Source organism: Arthrobacter sp. FX8, from assembly GCF_026723805.1.
In the GTDB taxonomy this organism is placed as follows: domain Bacteria; phylum Actinomycetota; class Actinomycetes; order Actinomycetales; family Micrococcaceae; genus Arthrobacter.
The window spans coordinates 23,066-37,621 of sequence record NZ_CP113505.1; the positions used below are offsets into that span (position 1 = coordinate 23,066).

Genomic DNA, 14,556 nt, shown 5'->3' on the forward strand with positions numbered 1-14,556 from the left:
CGGCCCGAACGGGGGCCGCACCCAATCGACGCTACAGGAAGTGCACGCGAAAGTCACATTTAGGTAACGGAAGTCACGATCCTCAGCGCGTTGATTTGCCGGATTCCCCGTTCGTTACCTCGGTCCCACTGGGGTATGGCCGCTCCATTTCATGAGCGCAGCGCGCAGACCGTTACAGTTTCCGTTACCCAGCCAACAGGTAGACGGTGGTGCCGCCAATGCTCTGCGCCGTGAAGTTGTTCGCCACCCACTGGGCGATCTGGGCGGCAGCGTCCGAACCGGTACTGGCCCGCATGGTTCCGCTTGTGATGAAGTAGTGGATCTTTCCCTGGGACACCAGATCCTGGAACTCCGCCAGGGTAGGGGCGGGATCTGTGCCGTTGAACCCACCCACCGCCATGACCGGCAGTTCCGTTGCCAACTGGTAACCGGCAGCGTTGTTCGAACCCACCACTGCCGCTGCCCAGGTGTAGCCCGAGGCGCCATTCCTGAGTGCTGCCACGAGTTCCGCGGACGGCGTGGGGGCGCCCAAGAGGCCTCCCAAGGCCCCGCCTCCGCGACCACCGGCAGCAGCGGTTCCGCCGGGAAGTGTTCCTCCGGGCGCGCCCTGCTGGCGGGCCGTGTTTCCCTGGGTTGCTGGCTGCCTGGTGCTGCCTGTCCCGGTCCCGCCAAGGCCGGTCCGGCCAGGGCCCGTCCCGCCAGGGCCGAAGCCCGACGACGGCCCGGCGCTGACGATCGCCCCGCTGTGCGTTGTCGACGCCGTGGAAAGGGAGTACGCCAGCGGCCCGGTGAGCGACGCCGCAATGGCGAGCGCCGCCGTCGTCCGCTGCACGGCACGCCAGTGCAGGAACCTGCCGAACGCCACGCCCGCTGCGGCCGCCAAGCCTCCGGAAAGGACCAGCCAACGCAGCCACGCGCCGTAGGCGGAGGTGGTGCCCAGCAGCTGGAAGGCCATCAGGGCGGCCGCGGCCACCGCTGCGGCCAGCAGGAGTGCGGCGGGTGGCTGCTGCCGGTGCTGCCACAGGAGGACCGTGCCCAGCCCCGCAAGCCCGGCGATCCCCGGCGCCAGCGCCACGGCGTAGTAAGGGTGGATGATGCCGGCCATGAAGCTGAAGACCAGGCCCGTCACCAGCACCCACGAGCCCCAGATGATGACGGCGGCGCGGACCGCATCCGTCCGCGGGGCCCGCCGGCCCAACCACAGCAGGCCCGCCGCAAGGATCAGGGCGGACGGCAGCAGCCACGCGATCTGGCCGCCGAACTCGCTGTTGAACATCCGGAGCAGCCCGGGATCTCCCCAGCCGTTGCCGCCGCCCACACTGCCGGTCTCGTCGCCCGTCAGCCGGCCCAGCCCGTTGTAACCCAGCGTGAGCTCCAGGATGGAGTTGGTTTGCGATCCGCCGATGTAGGGACGCAGGCCGGCCGGTGTCAGCTCCACCGCCAGGAGCCACCACCCGGCGGAGGCCACCATGGCCGCTCCCGCCGCGGCCAGCCGGAGCAGGCGCCGCGGGAGCCTGTGCGGGCCTGCCAGCGCGTAGGCGATGGCGAATCCCGGAACCACCAGCAGGACCTGCAGCTGCTTGGCCAGGAAGCCGAAGCCCAGGAACACTCCGGCCAGCAGGAGCCAGCGCAACCGGTCCTCCTGGACTGCACGGAGGACCGCGTAGGCGGCTGCCGTCATGAGCAGCACCAGCAGGGCGTCCGGGTTGTTGAAGCGGAACATCAGCGTGGCAACGGGGGTGAGGGCCAGGACGGCTGCGGCGATCAGTCCTGCGCGGTGCGCCAGCCGTGGATCGGCCGTGGCAGGCGCCGCGGCCCGCCGTACGGCCAGGTAGAGCAGCCAGGCGGTGCCGACGCCCATCAGCGCCTGGGGGACCAGGATGCTCCAGGAACTGAGGCCGAAGATCCGGACGGACAACCCCATGACCCACAACGACGCCGGCGGCTTGTCCACCGTGATGGCGTTGGCGGCGTCGGAGGAGCCGAAAAACCAGGCCGCCCAGTCCTGCGATCCGGCCTGGGCCGCGCCGGAATAGAACGCGTTGGCCCAGCCGGATGCTCCAAGGTTCCACAAGTACAGCACGGCGGCCCCGGCCAGCACCGCTGCCAGTTCCAGCCGCCGCCGGAGCGCCCGCGGGTCCGGCCGGTAGCAGGCCGGGACAGGATGATGCGCGGCGGCAGGAGCGCCGGCAGGGTGTCCGGTGTGGACCGACGCAGTGTGGACGGACGCTGGGTAGTGGCTGGCCATGGAGTCCTTGGTGAGTTGGTACACGGTGGAGTTGCCTACGGTCTGGGCCTGGAAGTTGGCCTGGACCCAGGCGGCCACCTCTGAATTGCCGCGGCCACCCATGCCGCCGCCTCCCATGCCACCGCCTTGGATGAAGTAGCCGATCTCGCCCTTGGCCACCATGTCCTGGAACTGGGCGAGCGTGGGGTAGGGGTCCCCGCCGTTCCAACCGCCCAGGGCAATGACGTTGGTGTTCGTGGCGAGTTCCAGGCTGGCTGCCTGGCTGGCGCCGGAGACGATCGCGGACCACTTCGTGGTGGTGGCCTTCAGGAGTGCCGCCACCGCCGCATCTGCGGATCCTTCGCCCGGGCCCCCGGCGCCGCCGGCGCCCCGGTACCGCCGGGGCCGGCTGCGCCGTCGAGGCCGCCGAAGGGATCGAGTCCACCCGCGCCGTTGGCAGCGTCAGTGGCGGCCTCCCTGCCGTCAGCCCGTGCGCCGCCGAATCCAGCGGCACGGTTGCCGAAGCCACCCGCGGACGAACCCGCCGGGCCCGACGTCGGAATGGAACCGGAGTGGGCGGAAGCAGCGGTGGCGAGGGTCCACCCCGCTGTCCCAAGACCGCCGGCCAGGAGGGATACGACGACGACGGCGGCCGCACCGGCCCGGCGGAACCGTCCGGAGGCGCCCAGTTTCGAGGTGCCCGGTTTTGAGGTGCCCAGTGCGTCGAGGCGGAGGAGGATTGCGGCGGCGGCGAGGACGCCGAGCACGATGATGGCGACCCGCAGCCAGGGGAGCCACGACGTGTCGCGGCCCAGCAGGACTGCCGACCACACAGAGGTGCCGAGGACGGTCACGGCGAGGACGATCCGGGCCGGCCAGTAGCTGCGGCCACGCCAGAGCTCCACTGCGCCTATGCCCACCAGCGCTGCGATCGCCGGCGCCAGTGCCACGGAGTAGTAGGGGTGGACAATGCCGCTCATGAAGCTGAAGACACCTCCGGTGACCACGAGCCAGCCGCCCCACAGGATCAGGGCCGCGCGGCCCGGGGAGGTGCGTACTTCCCGGCGCGTGAACCAGAGGCCTGCCACCAGCAGGACCAGGGCGGCGGGCAGAAGCCACGAGACCTCACCGCCAAAGCTGGTCCCGAACATCCGCAGCAGCCCGGCCGCCCCGCCGAATCCGGCGTTGCCGCCGCCGAAGCCGCCTCCGGGACCGCCGGCAGCAGCACCCCCGGCCCCGCCGGGCATGCCCTCGCCGGAACCGGTGAGACGGGCCAGTCCGTTGTAGCCGAACGTCAGTTCAAGGAAGCTGTTGGTGCTGGACCCTGCCATGTACGGCCGCTCGGAGGCCGGTGTCAGCTGGAACAGGGCGATGTAGCTGCCGGCAACCACGACGATTCCGCCCAGCGCGCCAAGCAGGTGCACCAGCCGGCGCCTCACCGGCGTGGGTGCGGCCCACAGATAGGCCAGTCCCAGCGCGGGAACAATCAGGAAGCCCTGCAGCATCTTGGTCAGGAATGCCAGGCCAACCACGGCGCCGGCGGCCACCAGCCACTTCCAACCCGCCCTCTCAATGGCGCGGGTGGTGAAGTAGGCAGCAAGCACCAGGCACAGGGTGAGCATGGCGTCCGGGTTGTTGAACTTGAACATGAGCGCAGCCACCGGCGTCAGCGCCAGGGCAGCGCCGGCCAGCAGGCCTGCGGCAGGTCCCGAGACGCGTTTGACGGCCAAGTAGAGGAACCCGACGGCGGCCACCCCCATGAGTGCTTCCGGCACCAGCATGCTCAGTGGTGAAAAACCGAAGATGCGCCCTGCGAGGGCGGGGATCCAGAGTGCTGCCGGCGGCTTGTCCACCGTGATGGCGTTGCCTGCGTCCAGCGAGCCGAAAAGGAACGCCGTCCAGTCCTTGGTGCCGGCCTGGATGGCGGCTGCATAGAAGGAGTTTCCGTAGCCGGTTGCTGCCAGGTTCCACAGATACAGGACCGCCGTGGCTGCCAGGAGCCCCACGGCGGAAGGCCTCACCCAGCGGGGCTGCGCACCGAAGGCGTAGCGGGTCCAGCGGGGTGCGGTATCGGCCGCCCCGGGGGAGGAGGCAGCGTGGCCGGATGGCGACGGCTGCCGGCCGGCGGGTGAGCCGGCGTCCGCCGGCGAAATGGTGGAGGTCATGATGCTGCCGTTTCTGTCGAAGTGGGGGCGTCTTTGGTGGTCCGGTTGCCGTGGTTGCCGCGGAACACCCAGAGCCGGAACAGCAGGAACCGGACCGCCGTGGCTGCCAGGTTCGCCGCCACAACGGTGAGGACTTCCACCCACCGGTCAGGCGTCGTCGTCCGGTGTACAAAGGCGAGTGCTCCGGAGGTGAGCAGCAGGCCGATGCCGAACACGATCAGCCCTTCGAAGTGGTGCCGGACCGGGTTGCCGCCCTGGATGCCGAACGTGAAGCGCCTGTTGGCGCCAGTGTTGGCCACGGCGGTGATCAGCAGTGCAAGGAAGTTGGCCAACTGCGGGTCCATGAATCCCCGGCAGAACACGAAGATCAGGAGGTACGCCAGGGTTGAGGCGGCGCCAATCGCGGCGAACCGGACCAGCTGGCCGAAAAGGCTGCTGCCGCGTGTCTGCTCACCGGACCGCGAGGACGCCGGGATCGGACCCCGTGCCAGGGCTGCGCGCAGTTCCGGGACCGGGATGCGACCGTAGACCAAGTCGCGGGTGAGCCGGGCCATTCCCCTCACGTCGGCCAGTGCTGTGCGTACCACGTCCACGCTGGAATCGGGATCGTCGATCCAGTCAACGGGGACCTCATGGACACGCAGGCCGCAGCGTTCGGCGAGGACCAAAAGCTCGGTGTCGAAGAACCAGGAGTTGTCCACGGTGTAGGGCAGGATCTGCTGGGCGACGTCGGCGCGGATGGCTTTGAACCCGCACTGCGCGTCGCTGAACCGCGCGCCCATGAACGAGTGCAGCATCATGTTGTAGCTGCGTGAGATGAACTCCCGCTTGGGCCCGCGGACGACGCGGGAGTTGCGGGTCAGCCGGGTGCCGATGGCGAGGTCCGAATGCCCGGAAATCAGGGGCGCCAGCAGCGGCGGCAGGGCGGCGAGGTCGGTGGAAAGGTCCACGTCCATGTAGGCCAGCACCGGTGACGGGGAGGCCAGCCACACTTTGCGCAGGGCGTTGCCGCGGCCCTTCTCATCCAGGTGGACCGCCACGAGCTCAGGGAACTCCCGGGCCAGCCGCTCGGCGATCTTCAGGGTTCCATCCGTGCTGGCGTTGTCCGCCACGGTGATCCGGAAGCTGTGTGGAAAGGTATCCAGCAGGTGCCCGTGGAGCCGGCGAAGGCATTCCTCAAGGTCACGTTCCTCGTTGAAAACGGGAATGGTCACGTCAAGGACGGGGACGGTGGTACGGGTGTCCACGGGTGCGCGCCGCGCGGCATGTCCGCGGGAAGGAAGGCCCGCCGGGGCCACCGCGGCGTCCGGCAGGGTTCCTGAAGTGGAGTCGGTGAGCGTCATGGATCAACAGTGGCGCCGCCGGATTTGAGGGCTTTAGGCGCAACCTGTGATGTGCCTGTGTAACTGGCGCTGTGCAACCGGCGCTGTGCAACTGGCGCAGTGCAGTTGGCGCAGTGCAGTTGGCGCGGGCTTGGCCTTCAGTGGCCACCGCCCTGTGCGTGTGTGGCGGTCAGGCGGCGGCGGGTCCGGGCACGGGAAGGCGGACCGCAAACTCGGTCCTGCCTGGCCGGGACACCAGTTCCACCGTGCCTCCGTGGGCCATGACGATGGATTCGACGATGGACAGGCCCAGGCCCGACGAGCCTTCTGAGCCTGAGCGGGCGGCGTCGGCCCGGGTGAAGCGCGAAAAGATGTTGCCCTGGAATTCGGCGGGGATGCCGGGCCCGTCGTCGGTAACCGTCACCACCACGCTCCCATCGGCCGAGCGCATCAACCCGGTGGTTACGGTGGTGCCGGCCGGTGTGTGCTTCCGGGCGTTGGACAGCAGGTTGGCCAGCACCTGGTGCAGCTGGGTGGCATCCCCGCGGACCGTGACGGGCTCGTCGGGCAGCGTCAGCTGCCACGTGTGGTCCGGGGCCATGACCTTTTCATCGCTGACGGTTTCCACCACCAGCTGGGTAAGGTCCACATCGGTGGTTTCGGTTGCCTTGCCCTCATCAAGCCTGGCCAGCAGGAGCAGGTCCTCCACCAGCGCGGTCATGCGCTCGGACTGGCTTTGGACGCGGCCCAGTGACTTCCGGCCGTCCTCGGTAAAGGTCTCGGTCATGCGCATCAGCTCGGTGTACCCGCGGATGGCGGTCAGGGGCGTCCTGAGCTCATGGGAAGCGTCCGCAACGAACTGGCGCACCTTCATCTCGCTGCGCTGCCGGGCTTCCAGGGCGCTGGAGACGTTGTCCAGCATCAGGTTCAGGGCATGGCCCACGCTGCCCACCTCGGTGGTGGGATGCGCTGCGGACGGCGGTACGCGCACGGCAAGCGCCACCTCGCCGGCGTCGAGGGGCAGTTTGGAGACCTTGGTGGCGACGTCGGACAGCTGTTCCAGCGGACGCATGGTCCGGCGGATCAAGGCAGTGCCCGCAAGCCCGATCACGACCAGGCCGCCCAGTGACACCAGCACCATCGTGAGCACCAGCGAGGCCTCGGTGCTTTGTTTCGTTGCCAGCGGCAGGCCGGTGATCACCACGTCGCCGTAAGGGGTGGCCGTGGCCATCAGCCGGTAATCGCCGTTGGACAGCTTGCGGTCCACGGGAAGGCCATTGCGGGGCAACGCCTGCAGGGTGGCCACATCGGCGGAAGTCAGCGCCGTGCGGGTGGCATCGGAAGACAGGAAGCCCGCCTCCCGGCTGACCTGGCCGCCCACCACCCGTGCGTTGAGCGTCCCCACACTCTGGCCCCGGGCATCGAGGGGGTCCGGTCGGCCGGACGGGTTGCCCTCCGGCGGCCGTCCGCGGGAGGCCAGCATCAGCTGCGAGTCCAGCTGGTTGGTCAGGACCACATCCATGGAGGCGTAGCTGACCACGCCGATGGCGCTGGAGATGGCCACCAGGAGCGCCATGGAGAGCAGGATCAGGCGGGTGCGGAGGTGCCAGGTGGACGGGTTGAACCAGGACCGGCCGGTGGGCCGGGGGACACCGGAAAGGGACACGCGTTTCCTTTGGCTAGTCTGCGGGCTTGATGACGTAGCCTGCTCCGCGCACGGTGTGGATCATCGGCGGATGGTTGGCTTCGATCTTCTTGCGCAGGTAGGAAATGTACAGTTCCACGATGTTCGCCTGGCCGCCGAAGTCGTAATCCCAGACGTGGTCCAGGATCTGGGCCTTGCTGACCACGCGCTTGGGGTTTTCCATCAGGTACCGGAGGAGCTCGAACTGTGTTGCCGTCAGCTGGATCCCTTCCCCGGCACGGGTGACTTCACGGGTGTCCACATTGAGCACCAGGTCGCCGACCACCAGTTCGGCAGTGTCCATGGCGGCCACGCCGGAACGCTGCACCAGCCGGTGCAGGCGCAGCAGGACTTCCTCCATGCTGAAGGGCTTGGTGACGTAGTCGTCCCCGCCGGCGGCCAGTCCCACAATGCGGTCCTGGACGTCGTCTTTGGCCGTCAGGAAGAGCGCAGGCACCTCCGGCGCAAAGGCGCGGATCCTGCCCAGCAGCTCCACGCCGTCGAACCCCGGCAGCATGACGTCCAGCACCAGGACATCCGGGTGGAAGTCCTTGGCGAGCTTGACGGCAGTGGGACCGTCGGCTGCCACGGCCACAGACCAGCCCGCCATGCGCAGGCCCATGCTCATGAGCTCGGACAGGCTCGGCTCGTCATCCACCACCAGGGCACGGATCGGCGACCCGTCCGGGTGGGTGAGCTGGGGAAGGTTGTTGGTCATGGAGTGCGGGGATGCCATGGGACAACTCTCCGATCTGTCGGTTTGCCGACGCTTTGCCGTTGCTGTGCTCCAGCTGTGAGGTCCAGCCTAGCCACCTGAACCCAACGCAAGCTCTGCCCTGGGGATGCGGCCCCGAAGGTCACAGGCAGGCTTGGCCTGCCGCACAGCCGCCGCACAGCATGGCGGCAGACCCTGTTGGAACAACAGCATCACCACCATCAGTTTCAACTTCTTGGAGAAAGCCATGGATCAGCAAGACGACCGCGCCGTCCCCGGGGCATCGGGGCAACCCGGCTCCTCAGGACGCACGCCCCAGCCGGCTCCAGTCTGGGGCGGGGCAGCCGACGGCACCGACCGGGACGGGGCAGCCACAGGATGGGGTGTCCCCGCAGGCAGTACCAGCGGCCGCGGGGAGCCAGCCCGGTCACCCCAGGGGCAGCCTGTGCAGGGTTGGGGTTCATCCGCTTCCGCTGCGCCTTCCGCAGGCTGGGGTACGACGGCGGCACCTGGCCAGGTGCCAAACGCCGGCGGTGGGTGGGGCGCGCCGCAGCCGTACGCCTCCGGCACGTCTTCCCGTTCCGGGAAAGGAAACTGGACCGCGAAGAAAGGCCTGTTGGTAGGCGGCGTGGCGGTGGTTGTGGGCGCCGCGGCCGGTGCCGGCGCCTACGCTGCCGGAAACGGTGCCACTGCGGCGTCGAACAACGGCCAGGGCACAGGTGCCGCGGGCCAGTTGGGCCCGGGAGGACAAAGCGGCATGACCGGACAGGGCGGCATGATGGGCCCCGGCGGCCAAAGCGGCATGGACGGCGGCATGGGCATGGACGGCGGAATGGGCATGGACGGCGGCCCCAGTGGCCTGGGGATGGGAGCGGCCGGCCTGAACGCTGCCGTCCACTCCGAATACGTGGTCCTCCAGGATTCGAACTACGTGACCATGGCGGGCCAGACAGGCACGGTCACGGAGGTTTCCGCGACCTCCCTGACCGTCAAGAGCGGGGACGGCTTCTCCCGCACCTATGCGGTCGGTTCCGGCGTGCAGGTCACGCAGGGAATGCGGCAGCGGGGCAGTGCATCCACCAGCAGCACGCTCAGCATGTCCAACGTGACCACGGGAGCGGGCGTCCGGGTGACGGCCGTGAAGGATTCGGACACCTACACCGCCCAGACCATCCAGCTGGCAACATCCGGCATGGCAACCACTCCGGGCTCCGGAGCAAGCAGTAACTGACACGCAAAGACGAACGGGGCAAACCATGTGGGGCCGGGCACCCGACGGTCCCGCGGCAAAAAAATTCGGGAAGAGAGGGAATGTCGGCTGGACAGGAGAGGGGCCTGTCCAGCCGATTCTATGTCAAACGGTTGAATTTCAGAGAGATTCGGTCAAATCTGATTCGAGCGAATAATGTTCTCAAAACGGCTAGATAGAAGGCCCTTCATCGGATAAGCATCAAAAATAAATCCCTCTTCCGAAATAGTGATCTACCGCACAATTCTGCGTTTCGTCTCACAATGCGGACGATTTGGTCCATTGTTACTTGCAAGTTGGCATTGTTACGCTGCACACTTCCAATGTGAACAAGAACTCAACAGCACCTGCAGCCGCAGAATATTGGCCCAGCACATCCGCTGCTGCCGACATGCGCTGTTGTCGAATGCACGCCTGACCTTCCCACCCAACGAAGTTCTTAGGCATTCGCCCCCAAGCCCAGCGTCGGGCGCCCATCCCCGGTTCCTGTGACGGGGAAGCCAGCATTCGAGCCGCGAAAACGGCCATTTCACATTGAGGTAAGCATTTCATGTCAGTTGCATCCGGATACGTCCACATCTCAGTCCGTAACGCCGCCAAGGCAGGCCAGCCCTCCGGCCTTCGTCCCGGTTTCGGCCCGCGCCCGGCACTCGCTCCCTCCACTCCCGGAAGCAGCTTCCCCGGCCAGGGTTTCGCCCCGCAGGGATACAACCCCAACTCATACGGGCAGCTCCGCGCCGTACATCCCGCAGACTCCGCGCCGGTGACCGCTCCCACCCCCGTCGTGGCCGGCGCCAACCAGGTCCGCCCTGTCGCCAACGAGAACGTCGCCCGCGGATTCGTCCTCTACATGGGCATCGACGAGGAGACCGCGGCAGCAGCCGGAACCTCCATCGCCAAGCTCGCGCAGGAAATCCGCGCATACGCCCAGTCGCTGGTCTCCGGCGCCGAAAGCTACGCCGCCGTCGCAGTAGCCCCGGCCGGCACCCCCGGTTCCGCTCTCGACGTCGTCCGTTCCACCTTCGGCGACCCCACCGTGAACTCCCGCCAGCGCTCGGAAACCCCGCGCCCTGCCCAGCCGCAGGAACCCCGCCCCTCCGGCGTGCTCATCGACCTCGCCCGCCGCGAAGTCCACCTCGACGGCGAATCCCTGAACCTGACGTTCAAGGAGTTCGAACTCCTCAACTACCTCGTCGAAAACGGAACCCGCACCGTGGGCCGTGACGAACTGCTCGAAGGTCTCTGGCGCAACGCCGAAGAGGTTCCCAACGAGCGCACCATCGACGTCCACATCCGCCGCCTCCGCTCCAAACTGGGCCGCCTCGCCAACACCGTCCGCACCGTCCGCGGCCAGGGCTACCGGTTCTACGAGCACCCGGAAGTTGTTGTCTGGGCCGCTCCGGAGTACTCGATCTAGTTCCTCTGTACGGGAGGCGCCCGCCCTCTGGGGGTCCTTGTGTCACTGTGGGCATGCTTTGGTGCGGTTCTCTGTTGCTGAGGCCTGTATTTGCGGGCGCCCTCTGCTTTTGCTGGGGCTAGGCTTGGGCCATGAGTTCGCACCATGTCCGACGCCTTGTGATCATGCGCCACGCCAAGGCCGACTGGCCCGGCGGGGTGGCCGACCATGAGCGGCCGCTCGAGGAGCGCGGGCACCGGGAGGCGCCGCTGGCCGGCCGCTGGCTGCTCAAGCACAACATCGTCCCGGACTTCATCCTGTGCTCCAGCGCGCTCCGCACGCGGCAGACCTGCACCTGGGTCTGCTCCGAACTCGGCGACAAAGCGCCGACGCCCAAGCTGGAAGACGGCCTGTATGCGGCCTCGGCCCTCCGCATGCTCACCGTGGTCAACCACGTGCCGGACACCGTGACCACCCTGATGGTGATCGCGCACCTGCCCGGCGTGCAGGACCTGGCCATGCACCTCGCCTCCCGCGACTCCGACCACGATGCCTACATGGACGCCGCCACCCGCTTTCCCACCAATGCGCTTACCGTCCTGGAGACGGAGAAGACGTGGGCGGAACTCGATGGGCAGGATGCCCGGATCACCCGCTTCAAGGTGCCCCGGGCCCACTAGCCCCAGCCTCACCAGCTACCGGGCCCACTGGCTCCCAGCCTCACCGGCTCCTGGCCCATCCGCCGCGATGCCGCGCAGCAGCGCCGCGACGTGCCTGATGCCCGGACTGGCCGTCATGGTCCTGCGATAGACCAACCCCACCTGCCGCGCCTGGACCGGATTGACCACTGGAATTGCGACGACGTCCGGAGGCAGCGCCGGGCGTCCCAGCCGGGGCACCAGTGCAACCGCCACGCCCTGCTCCACGAAAGCGATGTGCGTGGCAAAATCAGGATCGTAAACCCTGATGTCCGGAACCCGGCCCAGGTCGGCGAAGATCCGCAGGAGCGCTTCGTTGCAGATCGCGCCGGCCGGCGTACTGATCCAGCGCTCGTCGACAAGCTGGGCAGGGTCAACTTCCGCCCTAAGCGCGAGTGGATGCCCGCGGTGGACCAGGACATCGGCCACGTCCTCGCACAGCCACTCCAGCGCCAGGTGCTCAGGGATCACCAGCGGCACGGAGTTCCAGTTGTGCACCAGGCCCAGGTCGGCTTCGCCGTTGGCTACCCTGGCCACGGCCTCGCGCGGGTCCTCCGCCAGGACGGAAATGTCGAGCGCCGCCCCCGACTGCCCAACCTGGGCCAGCAGAGGCCCCACCAGTCCACGGCAGGCAGTGGAAAACGAAACGATGCGGAGGCTGCCGCTGGGCTTCGCCGGGTCTGCCAGCAGCGTGGACTCCAACTCCTCCAGCTCTGCCAGGATGCGCCGCCCGTAAGCCGCCAGGGCCAGCCCCGCTCGGTGAGCAGAACCCCGCGGCCGCGGCGTTCCAGGACAGCGAAGCCGCCCTCTTTCTCCAACTTCTTCACCTGCTGGGACACGGCGGACGGGCTGAATCCCATGGCTTCCGCCGCCGCAATAACCGTCCCGTGCTGCTCGATTGCCGCAAGGGCGCGCAGCGACCCGATGTCGATCATGAAGAAAAAGTACACGATTCAGTGCTGAATTACGCGCTGGTGCTTCATTGATACCTCTGCCAGAGTGGGAGCGTGAGCCTGCGCGAATCCCTCCTTGCCGTCCTTGTAGCCCTGCTGTGGGGCCTGAATTTCGTGGCCATCGACATCGGGCTCCACGCCGGCGGCCGGAATTTTCCCCGTTGCTGTTCGTCGCGCTGCGTTTCGTCCTGGTGGTTGTCCCCTGGATCTTCTTCGTCAGGAAGCCGGACGTGGGCTGGAAGGCCATTATCGGCGTCGGACTTTTCATGAGCGCCGGCCAGTTCGGCCTTCTGTACCTTGCCATGGCGCTTGGCATGCCGGCCGGTCTTGCCTCGCTGGTGCTTCAGGCACAGGTGCTCCTGACCGTCCTGCTCGCCGCCGGGTTCCTGCATGAACGGCCCAGCGCACGCCAGCTCGCGGGTGTCGTGCTGGGGGTAGCAGGACTCGCCCTCGTGGCCGTGGGACGAAGCGCCGTGGCACCGCTCCTGCCGCTGGTCATCGTCCTGGCGGCGGCACTGTCCTGGGCAGCCGGAAACGTCATTGCCCGGAAGGCCAGGGCTGCCTCCGGCCTGGGGCTGGTTGTCTGGTCCGGAGCTGTGGTGCCACTGCCGCTGGGGGCGTTGTCGCTGGTGGTTGACGGGCCGGGCGCCGTGTGGGACTCGCTGTCCAATCTCCAGGGGCCAACCATGCTCAGCGCCCTCTACACCGCTGTTTTCGCCTCACTGGTGGGCTACGGAATCTGGAACCGGCTCCTGGCCAGCCACCCGTCGTCGGCTGTTGTTCCGTTCACCTTGCTGGTCCCCGTGGTGGGCATGAGTGCTGCATGGCTGGTGCTCGGGGAAGTGCCGTCGCCAACGGAGCTGGCGGGCGGGCTGCTCCTCCTGGGCGGGGTGGCGACGGCGGTGCTCACCGGTGCAGGCAGGCGGCGTCAGCGTCGGGAAGCGGAGCCGCTCCCGGACCTGGGTGCCGGCCTGGCTGAGGGGGAGGCGGACGACGACGGGCGCCTGGCTGCGGTCGAAGAGCCGCCGGACGGACTACGGGTGACGGAGGCCCGCTGAGGGGCGGAGGCCTGGTTGCCGGAGCGCGCGGAGGGGCGCGTTGCCTGGGGACTTCCGCGCCTGGCGGAGGAAGGCCTGCGGGCCGGCATTGTCTGGCCCCTTCCCGGCCATAATGCACCCAGGAAGAGGATCCCGAACGTTCCGGCAAGGGCGCAGGCGGCACCCAGGAAATAGTTGTCGGGGTCGTCCGTGGGGAGTGGGGTGCCCAGGAATGAGGACTGGCCGCTGAACGCCAGCTCCCACGTGCTGACGAACGCCAGGGAGAAGCCGAGTGCCAGGGCGGTCCCGGCGCCCGCGGACAGCAGGGCAAACCGCCGCCGCCTGACCAGGATCTCGGCAAGCGCGCCGAGGTAGGCCAGCCCCAGGACGCCCAGGAAAGCCAGGAAGACCGGTTCGGCCAGTGTCATCGCCGTGAGTACCAGCAGCCCCGCAGCGACGACGCCGCAGATGACCGCGAACTTTCCGCTCTTCCCCGTATGGCGCATGTGCTCCATCATCCCCGAGGAGCCGGCTCCTTGAGGAGGTAGCCGCGCATGATGGCCATGATTGCTGCAACACTTTGGTCACGGGTGCGCTCGGGGTTGTAGGTCTGCCGGTCCAGGCCCACCACGAAGCAGGCCCCAAAGATGGCCGTCTCCAGGCTGCCCCGGGACACCGATTCGTCCACGGGATAGGCCTTGGCCACCCTCTCCACGGCCTGGCCAATGACCTCCAGGAGCTCGCGGCGCAGGACCGAGAAGGTGCCCTGCCATTCGCTGGGGATCCGCCAGTTCTCGCTGACCCACAGGCGGGCGAAGGAAGGGTACTCGGCCATGAAATCCATGGCCTGGCCGATCATCGCTTCCATGGCCAGCAAGGGGTCCCGGCCGGTGCCTTCGCTGTCCGCGGCCTCGAGCAGCTGCGCCTTGAGGATGTCCACACCGTGCCGCAGAAGCTGCGCGATCAGCTCCGATTTGCTGCCGAAGTTGTAGTAGACGGTGCCCTTGGAGACCCCGGCCGCCGCTGCGATCTCATCCACCGTGACACTGGCCGCGCCGCGCTCGCCGATCAGCTCCATGGAGGCATCGAACAGTTTCTGGCGGGTGGCGT

General features: G+C 67.9%; 9 protein-coding genes and 2 pseudogenes. 4 read left to right on the forward strand and 7 right to left on the reverse strand.

Annotation, left to right across the window (positions count from 1 at the left end; translation table 11 throughout):
• Positions 1-184: 184 nt before the first annotated feature.
• The 5 genes from OUO20_RS00125 to OUO20_RS00145 form a co-directional block, all read right to left on the reverse strand.
• Positions 185-2,569: a glycosyltransferase family 39 protein gene (locus OUO20_RS00125; protein WP_268002594.1), complete on the reverse strand. Its 2,385-nt coding sequence runs from the start codon at positions 2,567-2,569 to the stop codon at positions 185-187.
• Positions 2,554-4,392 (reverse strand): ArnT family glycosyltransferase, encoded by a 1,839-nt coding sequence (locus OUO20_RS00130; protein WP_268002595.1) that lies wholly within the window; start codon positions 4,390-4,392, stop codon positions 2,554-2,556. Before OUO20_RS00130 ends, OUO20_RS00125 begins: the two co-directional genes overlap by 16 nt.
• Positions 4,389-5,735 (reverse strand): bifunctional glycosyltransferase family 2/GtrA family protein, encoded by a 1,347-nt coding sequence (locus OUO20_RS00135; RefSeq protein WP_018771236.1) that lies wholly within the window; start codon positions 5,733-5,735, stop codon positions 4,389-4,391. The genes OUO20_RS00130 and OUO20_RS00135 overlap by 4 nt, the downstream gene beginning before the upstream one ends.
• A 169-nt stretch (positions 5,736-5,904) precedes the next feature.
• A complete protein-coding gene (locus OUO20_RS00140) occupies positions 5,905-7,380 on the reverse strand; it encodes a sensor histidine kinase (protein ID WP_018771235.1) in 1,476 nt (491 codons plus the stop codon).
• 13 nt (positions 7,381-7,393) lie between these two features.
• Complete coding sequence (locus OUO20_RS00145; RefSeq protein WP_018771234.1) at positions 7,394-8,134, reverse strand: response regulator transcription factor; 741 nt, start codon at positions 8,132-8,134, stop codon at positions 7,394-7,396.
• A gap of 226 nt (positions 8,135-8,360) precedes the next feature.
• On the opposite strand from OUO20_RS00145, the gene OUO20_RS00150 reads away from it, so the two are divergent.
• The 3 genes from OUO20_RS00150 to OUO20_RS00160 all read left to right on the forward strand — a co-directional run bounded on the left by OUO20_RS00150 (position 8,361) and on the right by OUO20_RS00160 (position 11,438).
• Complete coding sequence (locus tag OUO20_RS00150; protein ID WP_155845630.1) at positions 8,361-9,344, forward strand: hypothetical protein; 984 nt, start codon at positions 8,361-8,363, stop codon at positions 9,342-9,344.
• A gap of 568 nt (positions 9,345-9,912) precedes the next feature.
• The gene (locus OUO20_RS00155; protein ID WP_018771233.1) at positions 9,913-10,779 is read left to right on the forward strand and encodes a winged helix-turn-helix domain-containing protein; all 867 of its coding nucleotides are present in this window, start codon (positions 9,913-9,915) and stop codon (positions 10,777-10,779) included.
• A gap of 131 nt (positions 10,780-10,910) precedes the next feature.
• The gene (locus tag OUO20_RS00160; protein ID WP_026266065.1) at positions 10,911-11,438 is read left to right on the forward strand and encodes a SixA phosphatase family protein; all 528 of its coding nucleotides are present in this window, start codon (positions 10,911-10,913) and stop codon (positions 11,436-11,438) included.
• A gap of 15 nt (positions 11,439-11,453) precedes the next feature.
• Here OUO20_RS00160 and OUO20_RS00165 read toward each other — a convergent pair.
• Positions 11,454-12,391 (reverse strand): annotated as a pseudogene (locus OUO20_RS00165) (LysR family transcriptional regulator).
• A gap of 72 nt (positions 12,392-12,463) precedes the next feature.
• Here OUO20_RS00165 and OUO20_RS00170 point away from each other — a divergent pair.
• Positions 12,464-13,467: pseudogene (locus OUO20_RS00170) on the forward strand (EamA family transporter).
• Positions 13,468-13,960: 493 nt separating this feature from the next.
• Here OUO20_RS00170 and OUO20_RS00180 read toward each other — a convergent pair.
• Positions 13,961-14,524: a TetR/AcrR family transcriptional regulator gene (locus OUO20_RS00180; RefSeq protein ID WP_268002597.1), complete on the reverse strand. Its 564-nt coding sequence runs from the start codon at positions 14,522-14,524 to the stop codon at positions 13,961-13,963.
• Positions 14,525-14,556 lie beyond the last annotated feature (32 nt).